Annotated in this window: 22 protein-coding genes; 16 read left to right on the forward strand and 6 right to left on the reverse strand. The window is 60.3% G+C overall.

All coding sequences use genetic code 11. The annotated features are described in order from the left end of the window. The first annotated feature begins 150 nt into the window (after positions 1-150). Genes ACTQ33_RS05065 through ACTQ33_RS05075 form a run of 3 tightly spaced genes read left to right on the forward strand, consistent with a single transcriptional unit; the run spans position 151 to position 2,700 of the window. Positions 151-909, forward strand: a complete 759-nt coding sequence (locus ACTQ33_RS05065) for an ABC transporter ATP-binding protein (protein WP_441462662.1) — start codon at positions 151-153, stop codon at positions 907-909. Further along, positions 902-1,717 carry an ABC transporter permease gene (locus ACTQ33_RS05070; protein ID WP_441462664.1) on the forward strand — a complete coding sequence of 272 codons (816 nt, stop codon included), beginning with the start codon at positions 902-904 and terminating at the stop codon, positions 1,715-1,717. Before ACTQ33_RS05065 ends, ACTQ33_RS05070 begins: the two co-directional genes overlap by 8 nt. Continuing rightward, the gene (locus ACTQ33_RS05075) at positions 1,714-2,700 is read left to right on the forward strand and encodes an ABC transporter substrate-binding protein (RefSeq protein ID WP_441462666.1); all 987 of its coding nucleotides are present in this window, start codon (positions 1,714-1,716) and stop codon (positions 2,698-2,700) included. Before ACTQ33_RS05070 ends, ACTQ33_RS05075 begins: the two co-directional genes overlap by 4 nt. A 115-nt stretch (positions 2,701-2,815) precedes the next feature. On the opposite strand, the gene dnaJ is transcribed toward ACTQ33_RS05075, so the two are convergent. From dnaJ to hrcA, 4 genes are all read right to left on the reverse strand, one after another. Continuing rightward, complete coding sequence (dnaJ, locus tag ACTQ33_RS05080; protein ID WP_441462668.1) at positions 2,816-3,979, reverse strand: molecular chaperone DnaJ; 1,164 nt, start codon at positions 3,977-3,979, stop codon at positions 2,816-2,818. Positions 3,980-4,240: 261 nt separating this feature from the next. Then, positions 4,241-6,076: a molecular chaperone DnaK gene (gene dnaK / locus ACTQ33_RS05085; protein ID WP_441462670.1), complete on the reverse strand. Its 1,836-nt coding sequence runs from the start codon at positions 6,074-6,076 to the stop codon at positions 4,241-4,243. A gap of 59 nt (positions 6,077-6,135) precedes the next feature. Then, positions 6,136-6,681: a nucleotide exchange factor GrpE gene (grpE, locus tag ACTQ33_RS05090; RefSeq protein WP_441462672.1), complete on the reverse strand. Its 546-nt coding sequence runs from the start codon at positions 6,679-6,681 to the stop codon at positions 6,136-6,138. 18 nt (positions 6,682-6,699) lie between these two features. After that, the gene (gene hrcA, locus ACTQ33_RS05095) at positions 6,700-7,761 is read right to left on the reverse strand and encodes a heat-inducible transcriptional repressor HrcA (protein ID WP_441462673.1); all 1,062 of its coding nucleotides are present in this window, start codon (positions 7,759-7,761) and stop codon (positions 6,700-6,702) included. 196 nt (positions 7,762-7,957) lie between these two features. Here hrcA and ACTQ33_RS05100 point away from each other — a divergent pair, with 196 nt between their 5' ends. The 5 genes from ACTQ33_RS05100 (at position 7,958) to ACTQ33_RS05120 (ending at position 13,128) form a co-directional block, all read left to right on the forward strand. After that, positions 7,958-8,557 carry a phosphatase PAP2 family protein gene (locus ACTQ33_RS05100; protein ID WP_441462675.1) on the forward strand — a complete coding sequence of 200 codons (600 nt, stop codon included), beginning with the start codon at positions 7,958-7,960 and terminating at the stop codon, positions 8,555-8,557. 168 nt (positions 8,558-8,725) lie between these two features. Continuing rightward, positions 8,726-9,799, forward strand: a complete 1,074-nt coding sequence (locus tag ACTQ33_RS05105) for a M24 family metallopeptidase (RefSeq protein ID WP_441462677.1) — start codon at positions 8,726-8,728, stop codon at positions 9,797-9,799. 33 nt (positions 9,800-9,832) lie between these two features. Next, positions 9,833-10,504, forward strand: coding sequence for a response regulator transcription factor (locus tag ACTQ33_RS05110; protein WP_441462679.1), 672 nt, complete (start codon positions 9,833-9,835; stop codon positions 10,502-10,504). Between the two features lie 2 nt (positions 10,505-10,506). After that, complete coding sequence (locus ACTQ33_RS05115) at positions 10,507-11,871, forward strand: sensor histidine kinase (RefSeq protein ID WP_441462680.1); 1,365 nt, start codon at positions 10,507-10,509, stop codon at positions 11,869-11,871. A 99-nt stretch (positions 11,872-11,970) separates the two neighbouring features. After that, positions 11,971-13,128, forward strand: coding sequence for a PepSY domain-containing protein (locus tag ACTQ33_RS05120; protein ID WP_441462681.1), 1,158 nt, complete (start codon positions 11,971-11,973; stop codon positions 13,126-13,128). Positions 13,129-13,441: 313 nt separating this feature from the next. Here ACTQ33_RS05120 and ACTQ33_RS05125 read toward each other — a convergent pair whose 3' ends face one another. Further along, entirely contained in the window at positions 13,442-13,918 is a 477-nt protein-coding gene (locus ACTQ33_RS05125; protein ID WP_441462683.1) for a hypothetical protein, read from the reverse strand. 125 nt (positions 13,919-14,043) lie between these two features. Between ACTQ33_RS05125 and ACTQ33_RS05130 the strand changes: the two genes are divergently transcribed. From ACTQ33_RS05130 to ACTQ33_RS05140, 3 genes are read left to right on the forward strand one after another with little or no spacing between them, the layout of a single operon-like run. After that, positions 14,044-14,823: a TIGR00282 family metallophosphoesterase gene (locus ACTQ33_RS05130; protein WP_441462685.1), complete on the forward strand. Its 780-nt coding sequence runs from the start codon at positions 14,044-14,046 to the stop codon at positions 14,821-14,823. After that, positions 14,813-15,886: a metallophosphoesterase gene (locus ACTQ33_RS05135; protein ID WP_441462687.1), complete on the forward strand. Its 1,074-nt coding sequence runs from the start codon at positions 14,813-14,815 to the stop codon at positions 15,884-15,886. Before ACTQ33_RS05130 ends, ACTQ33_RS05135 begins: the two co-directional genes overlap by 11 nt. Then, the gene (locus ACTQ33_RS05140; RefSeq protein WP_441462689.1) at positions 15,883-18,099 is read left to right on the forward strand and encodes an ATP-binding protein; all 2,217 of its coding nucleotides are present in this window, start codon (positions 15,883-15,885) and stop codon (positions 18,097-18,099) included. Before ACTQ33_RS05135 ends, ACTQ33_RS05140 begins: the two co-directional genes overlap by 4 nt. Positions 18,100-18,312: 213 nt before the next feature. On the opposite strand, the gene ACTQ33_RS05145 is transcribed toward ACTQ33_RS05140, so the two are convergent. After that, positions 18,313-19,446 carry a DUF4317 domain-containing protein gene (locus ACTQ33_RS05145; protein WP_441462691.1) on the reverse strand — a complete coding sequence of 378 codons (1,134 nt, stop codon included), beginning with the start codon at positions 19,444-19,446 and terminating at the stop codon, positions 18,313-18,315. 156 nt (positions 19,447-19,602) lie between these two features. On the opposite strand from ACTQ33_RS05145, the gene ACTQ33_RS05150 reads away from it, so the two are divergent. The 5 genes from ACTQ33_RS05150 to ACTQ33_RS05170 all read left to right on the forward strand — a co-directional run bounded on the left by ACTQ33_RS05150 (position 19,603) and on the right by ACTQ33_RS05170 (position 24,730). Beyond that, entirely contained in the window at positions 19,603-20,109 is a 507-nt protein-coding gene (locus tag ACTQ33_RS05150; RefSeq protein ID WP_441462693.1) for an FmdE family protein, read from the forward strand. Between the two features lie 430 nt (positions 20,110-20,539). Beyond that, positions 20,540-21,754, forward strand: a complete 1,215-nt coding sequence (locus tag ACTQ33_RS05155) for an ABC transporter substrate-binding protein (protein ID WP_441462695.1) — start codon at positions 20,540-20,542, stop codon at positions 21,752-21,754. A 177-nt stretch (positions 21,755-21,931) separates the two neighbouring features. Continuing rightward, on the forward strand, positions 21,932-22,810 hold the full coding sequence (locus tag ACTQ33_RS05160; protein ID WP_441462697.1) for a branched-chain amino acid ABC transporter permease: 879 nt from the start codon (positions 21,932-21,934) through the stop codon (positions 22,808-22,810). Between the two features lie 10 nt (positions 22,811-22,820). Then, positions 22,821-23,903 (forward strand): branched-chain amino acid ABC transporter permease, encoded by a 1,083-nt coding sequence (locus ACTQ33_RS05165; protein ID WP_441462699.1) that lies wholly within the window; start codon positions 22,821-22,823, stop codon positions 23,901-23,903. Next, positions 23,900-24,730, forward strand: a complete 831-nt coding sequence (locus ACTQ33_RS05170; protein WP_441462701.1) for an ABC transporter ATP-binding protein — start codon at positions 23,900-23,902, stop codon at positions 24,728-24,730. The genes ACTQ33_RS05165 and ACTQ33_RS05170 overlap by 4 nt, the downstream gene beginning before the upstream one ends.

Here is a 24,730-nt window from a genome sequence, read left to right on the forward strand (position 1 = left end):
AAAAACGTGCCGAATTTCTCGGAAATCACCTCTGTATTTTTTATGGAATCTGCACAATTTCAGAAGGGTTTGCACACATTTTACCAAAAGTCATAGGATGGGTCATGGAGCGTTCCTGCTCCAAATCGACGGAAGGAGCCATGAATCGGCATGATCGTGCAACTGGATCAAATCGATCTCACATACCAATCGCCCGACGGCCAGGTGGAGGCTCTGCGGGACGTCAGCTTTTCCCTGGCCCAGGGGGAGTTTGTCAGTCTGGTGGGGCCGTCCGGCTGCGGGAAATCGACGCTGCTGTCGGTAATCGCCGGGCTGGAGCAGCCCTCCGGCGGCCGGGCTCTGGTGGACGGCGAAGCCGTGACGGGGCCCTCGCAGAAAATCGGATATATGCCCCAGAAGGATCAGCTGTTCCCCTGGCGGACCATCTGGGCCAACGTGACGCTGGGCCCGGAGCTCCACCGGACCGGGCGGAAAGAAGGCATGGAACGGGCAAAGGACCTGCTGGACCGGTATGGTCTGGCGGAATTTGCCCACAAGACGCCGTCTCAGCTGTCCGGCGGCATGCGGCAGCGGTGCGCCCTGATCCGCACTCTGGCCACGGACCCCAAAATCCTCCTGCTGGATGAGCCCTTTTCGGCGCTGGACTATCAGACACGGCTTTCGGTATCGGCAGACATCTACGCCATCATCCGTCAGGAGGGCAAGACGGCCCTGCTGGTGACCCATGACATCTCCGAGAGCATCAGCCTGTCGGACCGCATTGTGGTCCTGTCCAACCGCCCCGCCACCGTCCGGGCCATCTACGACCTGGCGGAACTGCGCCACCTGCCGCCCCTGGAACGGCGGGACCACCCGGCGTTTCGCTACTATTTCAACGCCATCTGGAAGGAGCTGGACACCCATGGATGAGCAGGTTTTGTCGCCGCAGCGGCAACTGTACTTAAAAAAGCGGAAGCAACGAAAGGCGGCCGTGCTGCTGCTGCGCATCGGGCTGTTGCTGGCCCTCTTTGCCGCTTGGGAGGGAGCGGCCCGAACCGGTCTGATCGACGCCTTTATTTTCAGCAGTCCCAGCCGTGTTTGGGCGACGCTGGTGGACCTGGCGGTGTCCGGGGAGCTGCTGCTCCATGTGGGCACCTCTGTCGGCGAGACCGTGGCGGGCTTTGTCCTGGGGACGCTGCTGGGTACCGTCATTGCCATTTTACTCTGGTGGAGTCCCTTTCTTTCCAAAGTTTTGGACCCCTATCTGGTGGTGCTCAACGCATTGCCCAAGACGGCCCTGGGGCCGGTGTTTATCGTGTGGATGGGAGCCGGTCCCGGCTCCATCATCGCCATGACCCTGGCCATTTCCCTGATTGTGACCATTTTGGAAATGCACAACGGCTTTCTCTCCACGGACCCCCAGAAAATCCGCCTCATGCGGACCTTGGGGGCCACCCGGCGGCAGATTCTCTTGAAACTGGTACTGCCCGCCAATTTTACCACCATGATCAACGCCCTCAAGGTCAATGTGGGTCTTTCCTGGGTTGGCGTCATCATGGGTGAGTTCCTCGTGTCCCGGGCCGGACTGGGGTATCTGATTGTCTACGGCTCCCAGGTCTTTCAGATGGACCTGGTCATGGCGACGGTACTGCTCCTGGCCGCTGCGGCTGCACTGATGTACTGGTGCATCCTGTGGCTGGAAAAGGTGCTGAAAAAATATATGGGAGTGACAGTATGAAACGAATTATCATGGGAATGACGGCCCTGGTGCTGCTCTTGAGCACCCTGGCCGGCTGCGGCAAGAAAGAGGACCTGACCACCGTATCGGTCAACGAAGTGACCCATTCGGTATTCTACGCCCCCTTCTACGCGGCCTTGGAGCTGGGCTTCTTCGAGGAGGAGGGGTTGCAGCTGGAGCTGACCAACGGCGGCGGCGCCGACAAGGTCATGACTGCCGTTCTGGCGGGTCAGTCGGACATCGGCCTGGCCGGGCCGGAAGCCTGTATCTACGTCCATCTGGAGGGCCGGGAGGACGCGCCGAAGATCTTCGCCCAGCTGACCAAGCGGGACGGCTCCTTCCTGGTGGGCCGCACCGATGAGGAATTTTCGTGGGAGAATCTCAAGGGTACCACCATCCTCGGCGGCCGCAAGGGCGGCGTCCCGGAGATGACGCTGGAATACGTCATGCGGCAAAACGGCGTCATTCCCCATGAGGATGCCGTGGTGGACACCTCCATCCAGTTCAATATGATGGCGGGGGCCTTCACCGGCGGCACCGGCGACTATGTGGCCCTGTTTGAACCCACGGCCACCCAGGTGGTGCAGGAGGGCAAGGGCTATATTCTGGCCTCCATCGGCCAGGAGAGCGGCGAAATTCCCTACACAGCCTTCTTTGCCAATGAGAGCTACATGGAGGAACACCCGGAGATCATTGAGTCCATGACCCGCGCCATTGCCCGGGGCCAGGAGTGGGTGCTGACCCACACGGCAGCAGAGATTGCCGAGGCCATTGAGCCCCAGTTCCCCGACACCGATCTGGATGTTCTGGAAACCGTATGCCAGCGCCATCTGGATATTGACGCCTGGAACGCCACGCCGGTCATGGAGCCGGAGTCTTTGGACCGCCTCATGGACGTCATGGAGCAGGCCGGAGAGCTGAGCGAACGGGTGGCCTTTGAAGACGTGGTGGATAATTCCTGGGCCGAGTCTGTCGCAGAATGATATCCTCCATATAGAATTTTATGGCCGCGGATTCCATAAGAATCCACGGCCATTGAACGTTTCACTCAACTTTGTCAAAGAATTGCCGGGGTATAGGGCACCGCCCCACAGGCGCTCAACTTTCAAAGTTATCCTTGAGCTTCTCAAAGAACCCTTTTATTTTGGACGGCTCCGCGTCGTCGTCGGGGGCATTCTCCAGCTGGCGCAGCAGCTCCTTCTGGGCCTTGGTCAGCTTGGTGGGCGTACGGACCACCACGGTCACATACTGGTCGCCGCGGGTCTTATAGCCCACATTGTACATACCCTTGCCCTTGAGGCGGAAGGTGGTGCCGGTCTGAGTACCCTCGGGGATGTGGTAGCGGACCTTGCCGTCCAGGGTTTCCACATCGATATCGGCGCCCAAAGCCGCCTGCGTAAATGTAATGGGGATTTGACAGAGGATGTTGGCGCCGTCGCGCTCAAAGAATTTGTGGCGCTGGACGGCCACAGTCACCAATAGGTCGCCTCTGGGACCGCCGTTGGAGCCCACGTTGCCCTCGCCGCGGATACGGACGCTCTGGCCGTGGTCGATACCGGCGGGAATCTTCACCGTCATTTTCTTGTTGCGGCGGACCTTGCCCTTGCCCTTACAGGTGGGGCAGGGGTTCTTGATGATTTTGCCCGTGCCGCCGCACTTGGGACAGGCCGACTGCTGGGCAAAGGTGCCGAAGGCCGTCTGGCGGGTGGTGCGGACCGTACCGGTGCCGTTACAGGTCGTACAGGTCTCCGGCGCGCTGCCGTCGGCACAGCCGGAGCCGTGGCACTTGGCGCACTCCTCGATGACAGGCACGGTGATCTCCTTTTCGACGCCGAACGCGGCTTCTTCAAAGGTGATCTCCACCTGGGCCATGATATTCTGGCCCTTCTGGGGCGCGTTGCGCCGGGCGGAACTGCTGCCGCCGCCGCCAAAGCCGAAGAAGTCACCGAAAATATCGCCCAGGTCGCCGAAGCCGAAGCCACCGCCGCCGCCAAAGCCGCCGCCAAACCCGCCGGGGTTGAAGTTGGGGTCCACACCGGCAAAGCCGTACTGGTCATAGCGAGCCTTCTTGTCCGGGTCCGACAGGACCTCATAGGCCTCGTTGACCTCCTTGAACCGCTCCTCGGCAGCCTTGTCGCCGGGGTTCTGGTCCGGGTGATATTTCATGGCCAGCTTGCGGTAAGCCTTTTTCAATTCGGCGTCGGATGCGCTCTTTTCTACGCCCAGCACCTCATAATAGTCTCTTTTGTTCTCGTTTGCCATGGGGATTCACCTCTTATCTGGTGATAATATTGTTACGGGAAGCCAGCCCCCGGGCCGGGCCGCGGGGGCTGGAAAAATCCAATTTACTTGTCGGGCTGCGCCGCACGATTTGGCAAGAGCACTGGCTGCGTCTATTTTGTTCCAAATGAAAGTTTGGAAATCGCCGGAATACTGGATGTATTTCAAGATTTGCAAACTGCACAGTTGGGGCAAAAGAGCCAGCCAGGGCCGCAGACACAATCGTGCGGGGTTGCCCTTTTATTACTGGTTGTCGTCCACGACCTCGTAGTCGGCATCCACAACGCCGTCATTGTTCTGACCGGCGGCAGCACCTGCGTCGGGAGCGCCCTGCTGCTGGGCAGCGCCGGCAGCCTGGTAGATCTTCTCGCCGATGGCCTGGAGGGCCTTCTGCACATCGTCGGTGGCCGTCTTAATGGCCTGGACGTCGGAGCCCTTGACGGTCTCCTTCAGCTTCTCCACAGCAGCCTGGACAGGCGCCTTGTCGCTGTCGGTGAGCTTGTCGCCCAGATCGTTCAGGGTCTTCTCGGTCTGGTAGATGACCTGATCGGCGGTATTCCGGGTGTCCACCTCGTCCTTACGGGCCTTATCCTCGGCGGCATACTGCTCGGCCTCCTTGACGGCCTTGTCGATGTCCTCCTTGGACAGGTTGGTGGAAGCGGTAATGGTGATCTTCTGCTCGGCGCCGGTGCCCAGGTCCTTGGCGGACACGTTGACAATACCGTTGGCGTCGATGTCGAAGGTGACCTCGATCTGCGGCACGCCGCGGGGAGCGGGAGCAATGCCGGTCAGCTGGAACTTGCCCAGGGTCTTGTTGTAAGCGGCCATCTCACGCTCGCCCTGCAACACATGGACCTCAACGGAGGGCTGGTTGTCGGCGGCAGTGGAGAAGATCTGGCTCTTCTTGGTGGGGATGGTGGTGTTCCGCTCAATGAGCTTGGTGAACACGCCGCCCATGGTCTCGATGCCCAGGCTCAGGGGGGTGACATCCAGCAGCAGCAGGCCCTTGACGTCGCCGCCCAGCACGCCGCCCTGAATGGCAGCGCCCACGGCCACACACTCATCGGGATTGATGCCCTTGAAGCCTTCCTTGCCGGTGATGCTCTTGACAGCCTCCTGCACAGCGGGGATACGGGTGGAGCCGCCCACCAGCAGGACCTTGTTCAGATCGCTGGCGGTGATGCCGGCGTCGGCCATGGCCTGACGGACAGGGCCCATGGTGGCGTCCACCAGACGGGCGGTCAGCTCATTGAATTTGGCCCGGGTCAGGGTCACATCCAGGTGCTTGGGGCCGGTGGCGTCGGCGGTGATATAGGGCAGGTTGATGTTGGTGGTGGTGACGCCGGACAGCTCGATCTTGGCCTTCTCGGCGGCCTCTTTCAGACGCTGCATGGCAACCTTATCGTTGCTCAGGTCGATGCCCTCGGCCTTCTTGAACTCTGCAATCAGGTACTTGATGATCTCTTCGTCGAAGTCATCGCCGCCCAGATGGGTGTCGCCGTTGGTGGCCAGAACCTCAATAACGCCGTCGCCGATCTCCAGGATGGACACATCGAAGGTGCCGCCGCCCAGGTCGTAGACCATGATCTTCTGGTCGCTTTCCTTGTCCACGCCGTAAGCCAGAGCCGCAGCGGTGGGCTCGTTGATAATACGCTTGACCTCCAGGCCGGCGATCTTGCCGGCGTCCTTGGTGGCCTGACGCTGGGCGTCGTTAAAGTATGCGGGAACGGTGATAACCGCCTCGGTGACGGGGCCGCCCAGGTAAGCCTCGGCGTCTGCCTTCAGCTTCTGCAGGATCATGGCGCTGATCTCCTGGGGGGTGTACTTCTTATCGTCAATGGTCACACGGTAATCAGAACCCATGTGACGCTTGATGGACGAAATGGTGCGGTCGTGGTTGGTGACGGCCTGGCGCTTTGCCACCTGGCCCACCATACGCTCGCCGGTCTTGGAGAACGCCACGACAGAGGGAGTGGTGCGGTTGCCTTCGGCGTTGGCGATGACAACGGGTTCGCCGCCTTCCATAACGGCGACGCAAGAGTTAGTCGTACCGAGATCGATACCGATAATCTTAGACATAATCAATTCCTCCTACTATATAAAACCTAGTATTTACAAATTCAGTGACGGCAATTCCGTCAGTTGGCCACGCGGACCATGGCGAAGCGGACGACCTTTTCGCCGATGCGGAAGCCCTTCTGGAACACTTCGCACAGAACATTCTCCGCGAAGTTCTCGTCTTCACAGTGCATGACGGCGTTGTGCATATTGGGGTCGAAGGTGTCGCCCACGTTGCCGAAGGACTCCACGCCCAACTTTTCCAGCACTTCCATCAGGCCGGTCATGGTCATTTCCACGCCCTTTTTGTACGCCTCGTCGGCGGTGGGCTGGTTCAAGGCCCGCTCCAGATTGTCGTAGACCGGCAGGAACTTGGACACGGTCTCCACCCGGATGTCGGTGTAGAGATTGTCCTTTTCCTTCTGGCTCCGCTTGCGGAAGTTGTCGTACTCGGCCAGGAGCCGCAGGTATTTATCCTGCTCCTCCCGGAGCTGCTGTTCCAGCTGCTGCCGCTGGGCGTCGGTGTTTTCCGGCTCCTGGGCGGTTTCAGCCGTCTCAACGGCTTCCTCCACTTCCTGCTCCTCCGGCTCCTGGGCCTGGGGATTCTGCTTGGTTTCCTTTGCCATGATGGTGATACACATCCTTTATTCCGTACCGCCGTCGGACTCTTTGGCCGGCGGTAATTCATTCTTTCCAAACATACGGCCGAGACCTTCTGCGAAATAGCTGAGTCGGGCCGTAACCTGGGCGTAATCCATGCGGGTGGGTCCCACCACGCCGATCATGCCCTGCATGCCGTCGCCGATGTCGAACCGGGTCATGACCACGGACGTATCTTTCAACTCCTTGGCGATGTTTTCCGGTCCCACGAGAATCTGTACCGGCCCGTCGGTGGGAGCCGGAAGATTGGCGATGACCTCTTCGTCCAGGGTGGACAGCACTTCCTGGGCCTTTTCCACATCCCGGTATTCGGGCTGGCCCAGCAGCTTCATCTGTCCTGTCAGATACACGTCGCTGTGCTGCTGCTCCTGGAGGACCCGCACCGTGTAATCCACGATGATGGGCACCAGATCGGCGGCGGCTCCGGCGGATTTTCGGATTTTGCTCAGAATCTCCGGTGTGATCTGCTCGGCACTCAAATCGGTGAGGCTGGCGTTGAGAACCGCCGACAGCAGCTTCAAATCCTGTTCCTGAATGTTCAGGGGCAGCTTGATGAGCTTGTTCTTAACGGTCTCCGTGTTGGTCATGACCACCAGGATAAAGCTGCCGGTGTCGGCGCTGAGAATCTCAAAGTGCTTGACCGTGGGCAGCCGCCCCACTCTGGACGTCACGGCATAGGCCGGGAGGTTGGTCCAGTTGGAAACCATCTTGCCCACCTGGCTCATGACCTTGTCGAACTCCTGGAGCTTCAGCTCCATGGCCTCGTTGAGGCTCTGGGTCTCGTCGATGGACAGCCGGTAGCCCTCCATCAATTCGTTGACGTACAGCCGGTAACCGGCGGGCGAGGGAATGCGTCCTGCCGACGTATGGGGCTGTTCCAGATAGCCCATCTCGGTCAGGTCCGCCATCTCATTGCGGATGGTGGCCGAGGAGACGTCCATGCCCGGCATGGACGCGATGGCCTTGGAGCCCACCGGCTCCGCCGTCTGGATGTAGCAGTCCACGATGGCCCGAAGGATTTTCTTTTTCCGCTCGGTCAATTCCATGTCCTGCGCCTCCTCACTTCTTTTAGCACTCACCATCCTCGAGTGCTAACTGTACTTTACCACTCTCCCCCGCAGTTGTCAATAGGTCTTTTTTGAAATATTTATGAACTTATGCCAAAAAGGATATGCGGTCCTTGTGCATGGCGCAAAAATACGGTACAATGGGCAAAACCCCTCGAAAGGAGCCTTACAACCTATGGAACCTACGACCGCAGCCCTGTGGCTGGATTCCGCCCTGCTGGACTTCGACACCGCCGTACTGAAAGCGGTCCACGCCCTGCAGCAGAGCGCCGCCGACAGCGTACTGGGCCCCTTGGCTCGAGGTCTGGACCTCTTTGGCGCCGCCGGTGTGGGCCTGATTGCGCTGGGCCTGGTATTGACCATCCTCTCCAAAACCCGCCACTACGGTGTAGCGGTGCTGTTGGCCATCGCCATCGGGGCCTTGTTTACCAATGTGGCGTTGAAGCCGCTGGTGGCCCGGGAGCGGCCCTACGCCGATGACAGCCGCGTTATCTATCAGTGGTGGCAGGAGGCCGGCAGCGAACTGGAGTCGGACCACTCCTTCCCCTCGGGCCACACCACCGCCGCCACGGCCGCCATGGTGGCACTGTTTCTATTGAATAAGCGGCGGCTGTGGCCGTGCCTCATCGCGGCAGGGCTTATGGGCCTGTCCCGGATGTATCTGGTGGTCCACTACCCGTCGGATGTCATCGCCGGATGGCTGGTAGGACTGGCGGCGGCCTTCCTGGCCGTGTGGCTGGTACACCATATCCCATGGTTTCACTTTCAGACATAACTTTTTTGTACGGACGCTTTCCGGCCTGAAACGGGCGGTCCCGGCGCCACCTCCATGGATGGCAGCCGGGACCGTTCTTTTTGCGGCGCTCCACAGCTGGGACTTGCTCCCAGACGGTTACAGTGGTATACTGAATCCTATCAGATTATAACTATGGAGGCATTTCCCATGAATCATATTGCAGCCATTCAGAAGGCCCTGCCCGACGCCGGTCTCGACGGCGTTCTGCTGACCTGCCGGGCCAACCGCTTTTACGCCGTGGATTTCGACTCCTACGGCACCGACGGCGCGTGTCTCATCACCCCCGATCACGCCTGGTACTGGACCGACAGCCGTTACATCGAGGCCGCCGGTAATCGCATCACCGGCGCGGATGTGGGCCTGACGGACCGGGCCCATCCCTATAAAGAATTGTTCGCCCAGGTCATTCGTGACCACAAGATCGAAACGCTGGGCATTGATGAAGAAGCGATGACCCTGGCCGACCACGACCGTTACGCCGAGGCCCTGCCCTGTGTGCTCACCGGCGCTTCGGCCATGATGAACCGCCTGCGCGCCGTCAAGGATGACGAGGAGGTGGCCCGGATGATGCGGGCCCAGCGCATTGCCGAACAGGCCTGGGTGGAGCTCCATAACGACATCCGTCCCGGCGTCACGGAAAAATTCCTGGCGGCCCGGCTGGTGTTCCTCATGTTGGCCGGCGGTGCGGAAAACGTGTCCTTCGACCCCATTGTGGTCTCCGGTCCCAACGGCTCCATGCCCCACGGTGTGCCGTCGGAAAAGACGCTCCAGGACGGTGAATTTGTCACCTTCGATTTCGGCGCGCTCTATCAGGGCTACTGCTCCGATATGACCCGGACCGTGGCCATCGGCCATGCCACCGACGAAATGCGGCATAGCTATCAGGCTGTGCTGGATGCCCAGCTGGCCGCCATCGGCGCATTCAAGGCCGGTACCCCCGGCTGTGACGTCCACAATGCCGCCGTGGCCGTGCTGGAGGAGCGGGGCCTGGCCCAGTATTTCACCCATGGTCTGGGCCACAGCGTGGGCATTGAAATCCACGAAGCGCCCAACGCCAATCCCAACAACGAAAAGCCCCTGCCCGAGGGGGCCGTGGTCACCGCCGAGCCCGGCATCTATATTCCCGGCTCCTACGGCATCCGCATTGAGGACATGGTCCTGGTGCGCAAGGACGGCTGTGCCAATCTGACCCTGGCCCCCAAGCAGCTGGAGATTCTTTAAGTTTTAAAAAGAGAAGAGAAAGGAAGCGGTATTATGCGGATTCTGGTGGCAGAGGACGAGCAGGACCTGAACCGGCTGATGGTACAGGCATTGGAACGGGCCGGGTACAGTGTGGACAGCTGTTATGACGGCGCCGACGCCCTGGAGTACGCCGCCGGGGCCGACTACGACTGCATCCTACTGGACATTATGATGCCCAAAGCCGACGGCCGCACCGTGCTGCGCACATTGCGCAGCCGGGGCTGTGCCGTGCCGGTGATCTTTCTGACGGCCCTGGACAGCGTCCAGGACCGGATCGACGGCCTCGATCTGGGCGCCGACGACTATCTGGTGAAACCCTTCGACATGGCGGAGCTGCTGGCCCGCATCCGGGCGGCCACCCGCAAGTACGGCGGACAGAAAACCACCGTACTGACGGCGGGCGACCTGAGCCTGGACACGGTGACCCATACGGTGACCCGGGCCGGACAGACCATCAGCCTGTCGGCCAAGGAGTACGCCATTCTCGAATACCTGCTGCGGAACAAGGGGGCGGTGCTGTCCCGGTCCCAGCTGGAAAACCACATCTGGAATTATGACTACGCCGGGGGGTCCAACGTGGTAGACGTCTATATTGCCTATCTGCGGAAGAAAGTGGACGCCCCCTTTGATAAAAAGCTCATCCACACTGTGCGGGGCGCCGGGTGGGTGCTGCGGGAGGAATGACCATGTCCGTAAAAGTCAAACTGACGGCGTGGATCACGGCGCTGCTGCTGGTACTGGTGGCAGCGTCGTTGCTCTTTCTCATGTCGGTGACCAGCACCGTTGTCACGGAAAACGCCGCCAACCAGCTGGAAACCACCGTCCGATCCAATCTGACCGCCGTTTCTCAGGCCGAGGACGGAACATTATCCATGGGCGAGGGGTTTTCCTTTGTCCGCAGCGGTGTGTACACGCTGCTCTACAATGAGAGCGGGGCGCTGCTGGCCGGTCAGCCGCCGTTGGACAGTCCCGACAATGTCGCCTTTGAAAACGGCAGTCTCCGGACAGATTACGCCGCTGACGGAGACGCATACTATATTCTGGATTTCTGGCTGCCCTTCGGCTGGGATGACGGACTGTGGGTCCGGGGCTTGATGCAGGTGCCGGAATCCACCGGCGTCACTGAGGATCTTCTGGAAATCTCCCTGGTGCTTCTGCTGCTGATGGTGGCCGTGGGCGGCGTGGGCGCCTATGTGGTGGTGCGTTCGGCATTCCGCCCCTTGGGAAAAATTGTTTCCGCCGCCGAGTCCATCGGTGAGGGCCGGGACTTGTCCCGGCGCATTGGACTGAAACCGGGCCGGGATGAGGTAAGCCGGTTGGCCACCGCCTTCGACTCCATGTTTGCCCGGCTGGAGCAGTCCTTTGAAGCGGAAAAGCAATTCACCTCCGACGCCTCCCATGAACTGCGGACCCCCATCGCCGTCATTCTGGCCCAGTGCGCCGAGGCCAGCCACCACGACACGCCGGAGGAACACCGGCAGGACATCGCCGTGATCGACCGTCAGGCCCGGAAAATGCAGGCTCTGGTCCAGCAGCTCTTGCAAATGACGCGGCTGGAACAAGGGACCCAGCGGGCAACCTTTGAAGAGGCGGACCTGAGTGAATTGGTGTCGGTTCTCTGTGAGGAGCAGCCGGGACTGCCCGAAGGCACGACGCTGCACACGGACATTCAGCCCGACGTGACGGCTGTTTTCGATGTGATGCTGCTGAGCCGCCTGCTGCAAAATCTGATGAACAACGCCATTCGTTATGGCCGGAAAAACGGAAATATCTGGGTCACCCTCCGGCGTATGGATGGAGAAATCCTCCTCAGCGTCCGGGACGACGGCATCGGCATTGCACCGGACCGGCTGGACAAAATTTTTACCCGCTTCTACCAGGCGGACCCATCCCGCAGCGGCAGCAACGGCACCGGTCTGGGGCTGACCATGGTCCGGCAGATCGCCCACCTCCACAGCGGTGAGGTTACCGTAGAGAGCGCTGAGGGCAAAGGCAGCTGTTTTACCCTTCGCTTCCCCGCCACACTGACCGCCACGCTGGAAGAAAAATAATCCCACTGTTTTAATGTTGTTTTAATTTTGCCCGCCTATGATAAGGCTACAAAGAAACAACGACAACAAAAAAACTTCTTCCCGAAAGGTGTGTTTTCTATGAAAAAGACTCTGACCATTGCTCTTTCCGCCGCCGCATTGACCCTGGCCCTGGCCGCCTGCGGCAGCTCTCCCAAGACCCAGGCCCCCAGCTATGTGGGCATGGACGCCGCCAAAAACGCCGCCCTGGCCGACGCCGGTGTGTCCACCACCAACGCCGTTTTTACCACTGCCGAGCTGGACGACAAGAACGGCACCGCCTACTATGATTTGAAATTCTCCGACGGTACCGCCGAATATGAGTACGACGTGGACGCCCTGACCGGCGTAGTCATCGAGGGCAAAAAGGATGACACCCTTCGCAACAATGGCATCGTCAATTCCGGCTCCGGCAACGCCGCTGACATCAGCACCACCGCCACCAGTACCAGTACCGGCACCACCACCGGAACCTCCATCGATGAGAACAAGGCCAAGTCCATCGCCCTGGCCGACGCTGGGGTCAAGGAAGCCGATACGTCCTATCTGGTGGTAAAGCCCGACTTTGACAACGGCGTGGCCGTCTACGACGTGGAATTCTATGTAGCCTCCACCAAACTGGAGTATGACTACGAGATCGACGCCGCCACCGGCGATATCCGCAGCATGGACCAGGATATTGAGGGCTATACTCCCAGCGGCAGCACGACCAGTAACGGCACGGCCGCCGGCACCACCAGCGGCGGCACGACTTCCGGTACCACCAGCGGCAGCACCACTACCGGCGCTTCCACCGGTACAGACATTGGCGAGACCAAGGCCAAATCCATCGCCCTGACCAACGCCGGCGTGAAGGAAGCGGATACGGGCTATCTGAGAGTCAAGCTCGACTATGATGACGGCATCAAGGTCTATGAGGTGGAGTTCTACGCAGGCGGTATCGAATACGACTATGAGATCAACGCCGCCACCGGTGAAATCCGTAGCATGGACCACGATGCCGAAGGCTATACGGCTCCCCAGACCGGCTCTGCCAAGTCCGAGGCCGACATTCAGGCCATTGCCCTGGCCAAGGTTCCCGGCGCTACCGCTTCCAACCTGCGGATGCACCTGGACTTTGACGATGGCCGCCAGACCTACGAGGGCAGCATCTATTACAACAGTATGGAGTACGAATTCACCATTGACGCCTACAGCGGCGCCATTCTCGAATGGGAGTCTGAATCCATCTACGACTGAACCTTTCCCTTCCCCCACGAGCAATCGCGCCGGGACGCTGACGGGTCCCGGCGCGATTGCTTAGATTGTCGAAGAACTCCTGTTTTCATGAACGGTTTCTTTTCGCTGGGCATATAATTTCTTGCCCTTGGCTTGCCCTTGGACAGAGTCGCACAGTAGGTGCGTTTTCCGTCCTTTCTTGTATCCTTTCTCCACTATTCCATATAGTACACCCCCCGTATCTGGTACCTTTTTTTCCAGATACGGAGGTGTTTTAAAAGTGTTTGACAGTCCGAACCGGGACCTGCGGGTCCCGGTTTTTTGCGCGCGGTTTTTATGTAAGCCGCTTGCAGATCATGGTGCGGATGGCCTTGCTGTGGCAGTCTTCGTCGGCGGCCATGGAGTAGAATTCATCCGCCATGGCGGGCCAGCGCTCGGCGGCCTGCTCATAAATCCGCTTGGCCTGCCGCTCCCCCTGGTACGCCGCCCGCAACGCTTCGCTGACACAGGTGGTACACTCGGCCCGAGCCGCCTGTACCTGGACACAATGGCCTGTCAGCAGATAGTACATGGCGTGGAGCTTGCGGAAATGACACAGCTCCGTCTCCGCCATTTTCCGCAGCTGCGCCGACTCCTGGCCGCAGGTTTTGCAGGCCAGATAGCGATATCTGGCCCATGCGTCTTTCTCCACCTGCATCCAGGCCAGAACCTCCTCCGCCGTCACCACGGTCTCTCCCTCCTGGGCATCCTGTTCGGCCCCCAGCACCCGGTTCCACACGGCCGATTGCAGTTTGGGATCGATGGTTTCCATTGCAATCACCTCCTTCTTCTTCACAGTATGAAGAAGGGGGCGGATTGGTGCGCCGGACAGTTGTTTTTTGACCGGAAACACGGTATACTGACTGTAATGAACTGTATAAGGAAAGCGAGAGACCTATGGAACTGAACATTCTGGCCGTGGGCGATGTGGTATCCCCCGCCGGCGTCAAATATCTGCAAAAAACGCTGCGCAAACTCAAGCAGCAATACAAGGTGGACTTCTGCGTGGTCAACGGCGAAAACGCCGCCATGGTGGGCCTGACGCCCGCCCATGCCGACGAGATTCTGGACGCCGGAGCCGATGTCATCACCCTGGGCAACCACACCTGGAACTGTCGGGACATCATCCCCATGATCGAAGACTGTCCCTATCTGCTGCGGCCCGCCAACTTCCCGCCCCAGCAGCCGGGCCGGGGCTGGGGCGTCTTTGAGACAAAAGCCGGACCCGTGGCCGTGGTGAACCTCATCGGCCGCTGCGACATGGCCTTCGGCCCCGACAATCCCTTTCTGCTCATGGAAAAGCTGCTGCCCCAACTGGATACCAGGCTGATTCTGGTGGACTTCCACGCCGAGGCCACCTCGGAAAAATTGGCCATGGGTTACCATCTGGATGGCCGCGTCAGCGCCGTCTGGGGTACCCATACCCACGTTCCCACAGCGGACTGTCAGATTCTGCCCCAGGGTACCGGCTACATCACCGACCTGGGCATGACCGGCCCGGCCCGCTCCATTCTCGGCGTCCTGCCGGAGCAGTCCGTGGCTGGCTTCCGGGGCGAATTGACGTCCCGCTTCAAGGCCGCCCCCGGTCCCTGCAAGCTGGAGGGGGCTGTCTTCACCATCGATACGGCCACCGGCCGCTGCGTCCACGCCGAAGGAGTGCGCATCCATGAGGATTAAATTTCTCCACGCCGCCGACCTGCATCTGGACTCCCCCTTTGCGGCCCTGCCGCCGGAACAGGCCGCCCGCCGCCGGAGAGAACAGCGGGAACTGCTGGGACAGATTGTGGAGCTGTGCAACGGGGAACAGTGCGACCTGCTGCTATTGGCCGGTGATCTGTTCGACGGGGCCACGGTGTACCCGGACACGCTGGAGGTGTTGCAGCGCCAGCTGGCCCGCTGCCGGGCACTGGTTTTCATCAGCCCCGGCAACCACGACCCCTACGGACCCGGCAGCCCCTACGCCCGGAACGACTGGCCCAAAAACGTCCACTTTTTCACAGAACCGGCCATGCAGGGCTTTCAGCTGCCCCATTTAAATCTGGAGCTGTGGGGCGCGGCTTTTACAGGTTCCTCCGCCCCATCGCTGCTGGAGGGCTTCCGCGTCAGCGGCGAACGGCCCGCCATCGTCCTGCTTCACGGCGACGCCCAGAACGCCGCCAGTCCCTATAACGCCATCACCATGACCCAACTGGAACAATGTGGCGCGAACTATGTGGCTCTGGGCCACATCCATACCCCGTCGGGGCTGCTTCACGCCGGAAAAACGGCCTACGCCTGGCCCGGCTGCGCCATGGGACGGGGCTTCGACGAGACGGGGCCCCGGGGTGTCTATGTGGGAACCCTCACCGACGAGGGCTGCGACCTCCAATTCCACCCCCTGGACAGCCGCCGGTACTTGATCCTCACGGTGGAGGCTGGAGCGGACCCGCGCCAATCCATTGTGGACGCTTTACCGGCGGAGACGGAAAACGACATCTACCGCATTGTGCTGACCGGCCCCAGCCCCCGGCTGGATGTGGTCTCTCTGGAGGAATCGCTGGCTCCCCGCTTTTTCGGTCTCACCATTGTGGACGAAACCTACGCCCCGCGGGACCTGTGGGAGGCCCGGGGCCAGGACACGCTGCGGGGCCTCTTTTTGCAGGCCCTCTATGAACGCCGGGCCGAGGACCGGGAACTATATGAGATGGCCGCGCAGCTGGGGGTGGCGGCCCTGGACGGACGGGAGGTGCCGGAACTTTGATTCTCAAACGCATGACCGCCACCTTCGGTAAGCTGGAACGGGAACAGCTGGACCTGAAACCGGGTCTCAACGTCATTGAAGCCCCCAACGAGTCCGGTAAATCCACCTGGGCGGCCTTTTTATTGTCCATGCTTTACGGCATCGACACGGCCCAGCGGTCCTCCCGGACCAATCTGCCTGATAAAACGAAATACAAACCCTGGAGCGGCCAGCCCATGGAGGGCAGTCTCGAACTGCAATGGCAGGGCCGCCCCATCACCATTCAGCGCACCGGCTCCGACCGGTCGCCCATGCGGGAATTTTCCGCCTTTGACAGCGAGACGGGCAATTCGGTCCCGCTGACAGAGAGTACCTGCGGCCAAACCCTCATCGGCGTGGAGCGCAGCGTCTACGAGCGCAGCGGCTTTCTCAGCTTCCGGTGCATGGCCATCAGCGGCGATCATGCACTGGAGGCCCGTCTCAACGCGTTGGTGTCCTCCGGTGAGGAGTCCTTCAGCTACACTCAGGTGGAAAAACGGCTGCGGGACCAGCGAAACCGTCTGCGTCACAACCGTTTGGGACTGCTTCCCCAGGCCGAGGAGGAACTGCGGCAGGTTCGGCAGCAGATGGAGACCTTGGAGACCCTCAACCGGGAATACCGAGAACTGGAAGTCCGTCGAGAAGGTCTGACGGAGCAGGAGAAGCGGCTGTCGGAACAGCTGTCGCGGCTTCAGGCCCAGGCCCTTTCCGGAAAGCGGCAGCAGTTGGAAGCCGCCCGCCAGGACTGGGAAAAAAAATCCGCCTTTCTCCGGCAGAAGGCCGAAAGTGTGGCCGCTTTACCTCCCCTGGAAACGCTGTCGGCCACCCAGGGGCAGCTGGACGCCACGGTGGACGGTCTGCGGCAGCTGGAATCCATGGTGGATTTGCGGCAGCCCATGACGCCGTTGGAACCGCCCCAGTGTCCGCCGGGCTTTGAAGGCCTCACCAGTGAACAGGTCCACGAGACCGTGGAGGCCGAATGCGCCCGACTGGAACGGCTGCGGTGTCCGCCCCTCTACGACGGCAGCGCGCCGGGCCGCATGAGCGGCGTGGCTGTGGTCATGGGCGTGCTGGCCGTCCTGGGCCTGTTTTTGAAGCTGTGGCCCATGGTGGCCTTTGGGTTGATACTGGCCGTTGTCTTTGCCGTCCAGGCCGGAACCCGGGCCAACCGCAACCACCGGGCCCGGATGCAATACCGCTCCATCCTGGACCGCTATGATGTGGATTCCATGGATGATTTGCTGGACTTGTGCGACAGCTGGCGGGAGACGCTGGCGGAGTACAGCCGTCAGACGGCAGAATTGAAGCGGCAGCGCAACGCCTGGGAGATTCAGATGACCCATCTGGGAGAGCGGATGACGGAGCTCATGGCCGCCGTCCGGGCCTTCGCACCGGAGGTCGTCGATGTGACGCAGGCCAAAGCCGCCATTCAGCGGGCCATCCATTTACAGCAGTTTTACGCCGCCGCCCAGCGGGAAGAGCAGAACGCCCGGTCCCGGTATGAAGCGTTGCAGGAGGCCATCGGCCCGTTGCCGGAACCGGCCGCCGACGGCAGCGAAGCGGACGGCGACCCGGAGGAAGTGGCCGGACAGTTGGAGGCGGTGCGGCAGGAATTGGCCGAGGTCCGGTCTCAAATGGACCTGCGGCGGGGCCGCATGGAAGCCGATGGAGACCCCGCCCAGTGGAGCGCCAAGGAATCTGTGCTAACTGCTAAAATCGCCCGGATGCAGCGGCGGCTGGACGCGCTGAATCTGGCATTGGACGCCCTTTCCCAGGCCAATGAGACGTTGCAGACCCGGTTTTCCCCCCAACTGAACCGGCTGGCGGGGCAGTATATGGCCCGGCTCACCGACGGCCGTTACGATCAGGTGCTGTTGGACCAGAATCTACAGGTCACGGCCCGCCCGGCGGGACAGGCCATCAACCGCCCCTTGCAGGCGTTGAGCAGCGGCACCGGCGACCAGCTGTATCTGGCCGTCCGGCTGGCCATCTGTGATCTGGTGCTGCCGCCGGAGGCTCCATTGGTTTTGGATGACGCCCTGGCTGTTTTTGACGACGAGCGTATGGGGGCAGCCCTTTCCCTGCTGCGGGAGCTGGCGCAGAAACGACAGATTCTACTGTTTACCTGCCATACCCGCGAAAAGGCCTGGCTCGATGCCCACCCAGTCGAAACAGCAACTTTCCCCGCAAATTAAAGTTTTTACTCAATTTCTTGTAAAACAATTGCAGAATCCAGAGGATCTTCCTCTGGTCGCCCCGTGCGCGGGGCGACATGCCCGTCGTCCGCAGCCGGCGGGATACCCCATCGTCCCAAAGCGTCCGCCGCAGCGGACGCAACCCCCGTCGAAGCCGAAGGCCGCCGTCCCCACCCCATCGGGGGTGGCGGACGGCGGCCTTATCCATCTGTGTTACTCTTGGATGTGAATATTGATGCCGTTGACTTCCACGGAGTCATCGGCCCGGACCAGGATGTACTTGGCGCCGTCGATGACGCGGGTCTCCACCAAATCCTTCCGCTCCGGGTTGACCTTGATGGTCACATCGGGGGTGTTGACCTGCATCTGCTTGGCGTCAATGAGATTGGCGGGGCTGAGAATGGCGTCGGCGCCGAATTCATCGTCAAAGCGCTTGTCGAAGCTCTCCAGCTCTGCCGCCTCCACGCCGCAGGATTCCAGAACCTGCTCCACCTGCTGTTTCGTCAGCACCAGGGGTTCCGGGTCGTGGTTGGCCTTGTGGTCGGCAATCAGGTCGCTGAGATGGCTGTGCATGGTCTGCACCACGTCGTAGCTACAGGATTCCTCCAGGGAATCCGACAGCATCAGCTGGAACGTCTCCTTCTGATCGGCGGCAGCCATGGGCGGCTCCGTCCGGAACACGGCCTCAATGAAATCCTCGTGGACATTGTCGGCGCTGCGGGTGTAATAGAGGGCATTATACAGGTTGGTACTGCGGCTGTCAAAGGCCGGGAAGAGAAAGCCCAGCTCCGGCGCGGCCACTACAAAATCCTGGGTCTGGAGGTGGAAGGTCTGCTCGTGGGCGTCAAAGCACAGATTGGGCTTGGTCAGCTTGACAGGGCAGATACTGCACACAATGTAGGAAAATTGCGTGTCGGAGCCGTCGGACATACGGCCGCCGTCCCGCCCCTTGTAGGGCACGTCGTAGACGTCGTGGGCCAGCAAAATAACGTAGTTGGTCTCCATGGCCAGGGCCTGGACCACGGTCTCAAAGAACTGGTCCAGCACCGACTCGTTCTTGAGGCCTGAGTCCCGCAGGTTCATCAAAAGACGATGCTCGTCGCTGTCGGCCACCTGGGCCGTCTGGAAAGTGATGTCCAGCAGATTCTTGCCCTGGCCGCCGGAAAGGGATCGTTTCAGCAGGGCCATGTACTTTTCCCGTTCGTTTTCCGTGGCTAGGGCCACCGACTGATCGAAGCGGGCAATGATCTCCCGGTTGTCGCTGACATAGCAGCCGACAATATGCGTGATATTGGTCCGGTCGGGGCGGAACCGCCGCCGGATCTCAGAAATTTCCTTATCGGTCATGGTATGCACTCCTGTTCTTTCAGTTCTTCCCTAGTATATCATAAATATCCTGCAATTTGTAGCATTTTTCCCATCGATATCACCTTGCATCCCGTCCCAGGATTTGATATAATGTGCCCAAACTGTCCACAGTGTGACGGTGAGGAGAGAAAGACTATGGAATTTGAAAGAGCGTGGGCGCGGGCGGTATCATTCCACGGCTGCGCCTGTCCGGCCCTGGCCATCGGCGCAAGGGCCACGGCCTATGTCATGGAGCAGTTCGGGCTGGAGGAAGGCCCCTGCGACGTGGTATGTACGGCGGAGAGCTTTTCCTGTGCCATCGACGCCATCCAATCGGTGCTGGGCTGTACCATCGGCAACGGGAAGCTGCGGGTCCAGAGCCGCCGCCGTATGGCCTTTCGCTTCTGCGATCCCCGGACGGACCGGAGCATCCATCTGGCGCTGCGGCCCTGGCTGCGGGACCGGCCGGGTCTGACGGAGAAGCTGCTGGCCATGCCCCTGGAAAAGCTGTTCCAGGTCACAGAGGGCAACGAGGTGCCGGAAAAGGCCCCCAACTGTATCCTGTCCTCGGCCTGCATGGTCCGCAATCCCCGCCCCGTGGTCACGCCTACGTTGTTGCCCTCCGATGACCTTTACGACAGCGACGGCGACCGGGATTGGTAAAACTGCTGCATACCTGAACAAAGGGCGCGTCCGCCGGGACGCGCCCTTTTTGTGTCAACCGCGCCGGACGGACACAACAAAACCGCAGGAAATTCCACCCTTTTCGCACAAATATCCGCTCTGCAAGGACATTTTGCGGTTGAATTTTAGGGTATGAACGAAGTATGAGCATTTATAATACTGGTATGAATAAACAAAATAGAGCGTTTTCACTTGTGCATTTTGTAGAAAATGTGCAAGAACATTTGGTGAATCCATATTCACTATTTGCATTGACTTTACAGAGGAAAAAGCATAGAATGAAGTCACGAAATTCGATATACCACAATTTTTTGTGGGAAATCACCGGAAAAGACAGGCCAAAACCGAGGATGGCCTTGTTTTTTTCCCGCACTGCTTTCGTAATCTAATGCAAAAGGAGAAACTGAAAATGAAGAAAATCCTCTGCCTTCTGCTGGCCATGACCATGACCTTCGGTTGCCTCACCGCCTGCGGCAGCAAAGACACCAGTGAGCCTGCCGCCGACGGCGCTACCACCGGCGATACCGCTACCGGCGACACCGGCAGCTCGGAAGCCGTTGAGGGCGCGTTCAAGCTGGGCGCGATCGGCCCCCTGACCGGCGACGCCGCCATCTACGGCCAGGCCGTTGTCAACGGCGCACAGATTGCTGTCGACGAGATCAATGCCAGTGACAGCGCCGTCAAGTTTGAACTGAATAAGCAGGACGACGAGGCCGACGGCGAGAAGTCCAAGAACGCTTACAACACCCTGATGGACTGGGGTATGCAGATTCTGGTTGGTCCCACCACCTCCGGCGCCGCCACGGCCGTGGCCGCTCAGGTCTACACCGACCGCACCTTTATGATCACCCCCTCCGGTTCCTCCACCGACGTCATCGACGGCAAGGACAACGTTTTCCAGGTCTGCTTCACCGACCCCAACCAGGGTACCGGCGCTGCCGACTACATGGCCGAGAACATGGCTGACGCCACCATCGGCATCATCTACCGCAACGACGATGCCTACTCCCAGGGCATCCGCGACACCTTCGTGGCCGAGGCCGAGACCAAGGGCCTGACCGTTGCCTATGAGGGCACCTTCACTGCCGACACCGCCACCGACTTCTCCGTCCAGCTGGCCGGCGCCCAGTCCGCAGGCTGCGATCTGCTGTTCCTGCCCATCTACTATCAGCCCGCCTCCATCATTCTGAGCCAGGCCAACGCCATGGGCTACGCGCCCACCTTCTTCGGCGTGGACGGCATGGACGGCATCCTGACCCTGGAGAACTTCGACACTTCCCTGGCCGAGGGCGTCATGCTGCTGACCCCCTTCTCTGCCGATGCCACCGATGACCTGACCAAGAACTTCGTCGCCAAGTATCAGGAAGCCTACGGTGAAATCCCCAACCAGTTCGCCGCCGATGCCTATGACGCTGTGTACATTGTCAAAGCTGCCATCGAGGCCGCCGGCTGCACCGCCGACATGTCCAGCACCGACATCTGTGAGGCTCTGGTGGGCGTGATGACCAGCCTGAGCTACAACGGTCTCACCGGTCAGAACATGACCTGGCAGGCCACCGGCGAGGTCTCCAAGGCTCCCATGGCCGTCGTCATCAAGGACGGCGTCTACACCCTGCCCAACTAAATATCCGGCCGGGATATCCCGATTTTGGCCGTCGGAGAGGGCCTGTACCCTCTCCGGCGGTATCCGCATCTTTTCTGCTGTGGTAGAAACAGTGGCAGCAGCCGGGGGCTATGCCCCTGTTTCTGCCACAGAATGATCGTGATTTGATATTCGAGTAAAAAGAGGTGTCACCCAATCATGGAATTTTTGTCCTACCTCATCAGCGGCATCAGCCTGGGCAGCGTCTATGCCATCATCGCCCTGGGCTACACCATGGTCTACGGCATCGCCAAGATGCTGAACTTCGCCCACGGCGACGTCATCATGGTGGGCGGCTACATCTCCTTCTGCGCCACCACCTACCTGGGTCTGCCCGCGGTGGTTTCGATTTTGTTGGCTATGGTCGTCTGTACGGTCCTGGGCATCGTCATTGAGGGTCTGGCCTACAAGCCCCTGCGGGCCGCTCCCTCCCTGGCGGTCCTGATCACCGCCATCGGCGTCAGCTACCTACTGCAAAACTCCGCCCTGCTGATCTGGGGCGCCGCCGCCAAGAGCTATACCCCCATCATCTCCGGTACCTTGCAGCTGTTCGGCGGCAAGCTCAACGTTCAGTACATCTCCATTCTCACCGTCATCGTCTGCCTGGTCATCATGGCGGGCCTGACGCTGTTCACCTCCAAGAGCAAAATGGGCAAGGCCATGCGGGCCTGCTCCGAGGACAAGGGCGCGGCTCAGCTCATGGGCATCAACGTCAATCAGACCATTTCCGTGACCTTTGCCATCGGCTCGGCACTGGCCGCCGTGGCCGGCGTCCTGCTGTGCTCCTATTCCCCCTCCCTGATGCCCACCACCGGCTCCATGCCCGGTATCAAGGCCTTTACCGCCGCCGTTTTCGGCGGTATCGGCTCCATCCCCGGCGCGTTTCTGGGCGGCATTCTGCTGGGCGTCATTGAGGCCCTTGCCAAAGCCTATATCTCCATGCAGCTGGCCAACGCCATTGTCTTTGCCGTCCTCATCGTCGTGCTGCTGGTGAAGCCCACGGGCCTTCTGGGCAAGAAGGTTATGGAGAAAGTGTGAGGTGAGTGGAATGAAAATCAATCTTCGCAACAAACGCACCCGCACGGATTTTCTGACCTATGCCGGTGTAATCATCGCCTTCGTCATCATGACAATCTTGCAGAACCAGGGCGCCATCAGCCGTTCTCTCAGCGGCCAGCTGGTCCCCATCTGCGCCTATGTGACCATGGCTGTCTCCCTGAATCTGACCGTGGGCATCCTGGGCGAGCTGAGCCTGGGCCACGCGGGCTTTATGAGCGTCGGCGCATTCTCCGGCATCATCGCCGCCATGTCCCTGCAATCGGCCATTCCCTCCGATGCGGTCCGTCTGGCCGTGGCCATGGTCCTGGGTGCGTTCTTCGCCGCCATCGCCGGTTTCCTGGTGGGCACGCCCGTTCTGCGGCTTCGCGGCGACTATCTTGCTATTGTGACCCTGGCCTTCGGCGAGATCATCAAGGAGCTGGTCAACTGCCTGCTGGTCGGCTACGATGAAAACGGCCTGCACATGATGTTCAATCTCAACGGACAGAAGACTGTGGCCGATCTGGGCCTGACGGAAAACGGCATCGAGATCATCAAAGGCGCTCAGGGCGCCACCAGCACCACCACCATCGCCACCTTCACCGCCGGTTTTATCCTGGTCATGGTGACGCTGATTGTGGTCCTCAACCTGATCCGCAGCCGTTCCGGCCGCGCCATCATGGCCCTGCGGGACAACCGCATCGCCGCCGAGAGCGTAGGCATCAACATCACCAAATACAAGCTGATGGCCTTTGTCACTTCCGCCGCCCTGGCCGGTGCTGCCGGTGCGCTGTACGGACTCAACATGGCCTCTCTTCAGGCCACCAAGTTCAACTTCAACACCTCCATTCTCGTGCTGGTATTCGTGGTTCTGGGCGGCCTGGGCAACATCTGGGGCTCCATCATCGCCGCCACCCTGCTGACGGTGCTGCCGGAGATGCTGCGCTCCTTCGCCGAATTCCGGATGCTGGTCTACGCCATCGTGCTGATTCTGGTCATGCTGGCCACCAACAATCCCACCATGAAGCTGTTTTTCGAGCGCATTCGCTCCCGCTTCTTCAAAAATCCTGCCAAGGAGGTCCGTGGTAAATGAGTAAGCTCGTTTCTGTCCAGAGAGAGGCCCGCATCCCCGAGCGCGACGCCGACAAGTCGCCCATTCTCGAGTGCATCGGCCTGGGCATCGATTTCGGCGGTTTGACCGCTGTGGACGACTTCAACCTGACCATTGGCCGTACAGAGATCGCCGGTCTCATCGGACCCAACGGCGCCGGTAAAACCACGGTGTTCAACCTGCTGACCAAGGTCTACCAGCCCACCCGCGGCACAGTGCTGCTGGGCGGCATCGACACCCACGGCATGAACACCGTCCAGGTGAATCAGGCCGGTATCGCCCGTACCTTCCAGAATATCCGCCTGTTCTCCTCCCTCACCGTGGAAGAGAACGTGAAAATCGGCCTGCACAATCAGCTGCCCTATTCCATGTGGTCCGGCATTCTGCGGGCTCCCAGCTACTGGAAGCAGGAGAAAAAAGCCCACGAAAAGGCCATGGAACTGCTGTCCATTTTCGATATGCAGGATTTGGCCGACCATCGGGCCGGTTCCTTGCCCTACGGCGCCCAGCGCCGGTTGGAGATTGTCCGTGCTCTGGCCACCAACCCCGGCATCCTGCTGCTGGATGAACCCGCCGCCGGTATGAACCCCTCGGAGACGGCGGAGCTGATGGACAATATCCGCAAAATCCGCGACATGTTCCACATTGCCATTATGCTGATTGAACACGATATGAGTTTGGTCATGGGCATCTGCGAGGGCATCTGCGTCCTGAACTACGGCAAAATCATTGCCAAGGGTACGCCGGAGGAAATCCAGTCCAACCCCACAGTCATCGAGGCGTACCTCGGCAAGAAGAAGGAGGCGTAA

The sequence above is a fragment of the Candidatus Avoscillospira sp. LCP25S3_F1 genome, assembly GCF_052117125.1.
Lineage (GTDB): Bacteria > Bacillota > Clostridia > Oscillospirales > Oscillospiraceae > Avoscillospira_A.

Bases quoted from the DNA above. Each gene is read 5' to 3' on its own strand.
- ACTQ33_RS05065 (WP_441462662.1), top strand. From the start codon at position 151: ATGATCGTGCAACTGGATCAAATCGATCTCACATACCAATCGCCCGAC.
- ACTQ33_RS05070 (WP_441462664.1), top strand. From the start codon at position 902: ATGGATGAGCAGGTTTTGTCGCCGCAGCGGCAACTGTACTTAAAAAAG.
- ACTQ33_RS05075 (WP_441462666.1), top strand. From the start codon at position 1,714: ATGAAACGAATTATCATGGGAATGACGGCCCTGGTGCTGCTCTTGAGC.
- dnaJ (WP_441462668.1), bottom strand. From the start codon at position 3,979: ATGGCAAACGAGAACAAAAGAGACTATTATGAGGTGCTGGGCGTAGAA.
- dnaK (WP_441462670.1), bottom strand. From the start codon at position 6,076: ATGTCTAAGATTATCGGTATCGATCTCGGTACGACTAACTCTTGCGTC.
- grpE (WP_441462672.1), bottom strand. From the start codon at position 6,681: ATGGCAAAGGAAACCAAGCAGAATCCCCAGGCCCAGGAGCCGGAGGAG.
- hrcA (WP_441462673.1), bottom strand. From the start codon at position 7,761: ATGGAATTGACCGAGCGGAAAAAGAAAATCCTTCGGGCCATCGTGGAC.
- ACTQ33_RS05100 (WP_441462675.1), top strand. From the start codon at position 7,958: ATGGAACCTACGACCGCAGCCCTGTGGCTGGATTCCGCCCTGCTGGAC.
- ACTQ33_RS05105 (WP_441462677.1), top strand. From the start codon at position 8,726: ATGAATCATATTGCAGCCATTCAGAAGGCCCTGCCCGACGCCGGTCTC.
- ACTQ33_RS05110 (WP_441462679.1), top strand. From the start codon at position 9,833: ATGCGGATTCTGGTGGCAGAGGACGAGCAGGACCTGAACCGGCTGATG.
- ACTQ33_RS05115 (WP_441462680.1), top strand. From the start codon at position 10,507: ATGTCCGTAAAAGTCAAACTGACGGCGTGGATCACGGCGCTGCTGCTG.
- ACTQ33_RS05120 (WP_441462681.1), top strand. From the start codon at position 11,971: ATGAAAAAGACTCTGACCATTGCTCTTTCCGCCGCCGCATTGACCCTG.
- ACTQ33_RS05125 (WP_441462683.1), bottom strand. From the start codon at position 13,918: ATGGAAACCATCGATCCCAAACTGCAATCGGCCGTGTGGAACCGGGTG.
- ACTQ33_RS05130 (WP_441462685.1), top strand. From the start codon at position 14,044: ATGGAACTGAACATTCTGGCCGTGGGCGATGTGGTATCCCCCGCCGGC.
- ACTQ33_RS05135 (WP_441462687.1), top strand. From the start codon at position 14,813: ATGAGGATTAAATTTCTCCACGCCGCCGACCTGCATCTGGACTCCCCC.
- ACTQ33_RS05145 (WP_441462691.1), bottom strand. From the start codon at position 19,446: ATGACCGATAAGGAAATTTCTGAGATCCGGCGGCGGTTCCGCCCCGAC.
- ACTQ33_RS05150 (WP_441462693.1), top strand. From the start codon at position 19,603: ATGGAATTTGAAAGAGCGTGGGCGCGGGCGGTATCATTCCACGGCTGC.
- ACTQ33_RS05155 (WP_441462695.1), top strand. From the start codon at position 20,540: ATGAAGAAAATCCTCTGCCTTCTGCTGGCCATGACCATGACCTTCGGT.
- ACTQ33_RS05160 (WP_441462697.1), top strand. From the start codon at position 21,932: ATGGAATTTTTGTCCTACCTCATCAGCGGCATCAGCCTGGGCAGCGTC.
- ACTQ33_RS05165 (WP_441462699.1), top strand. From the start codon at position 22,821: ATGAAAATCAATCTTCGCAACAAACGCACCCGCACGGATTTTCTGACC.
- ACTQ33_RS05170 (WP_441462701.1), top strand. From the start codon at position 23,900: ATGAGTAAGCTCGTTTCTGTCCAGAGAGAGGCCCGCATCCCCGAGCGC.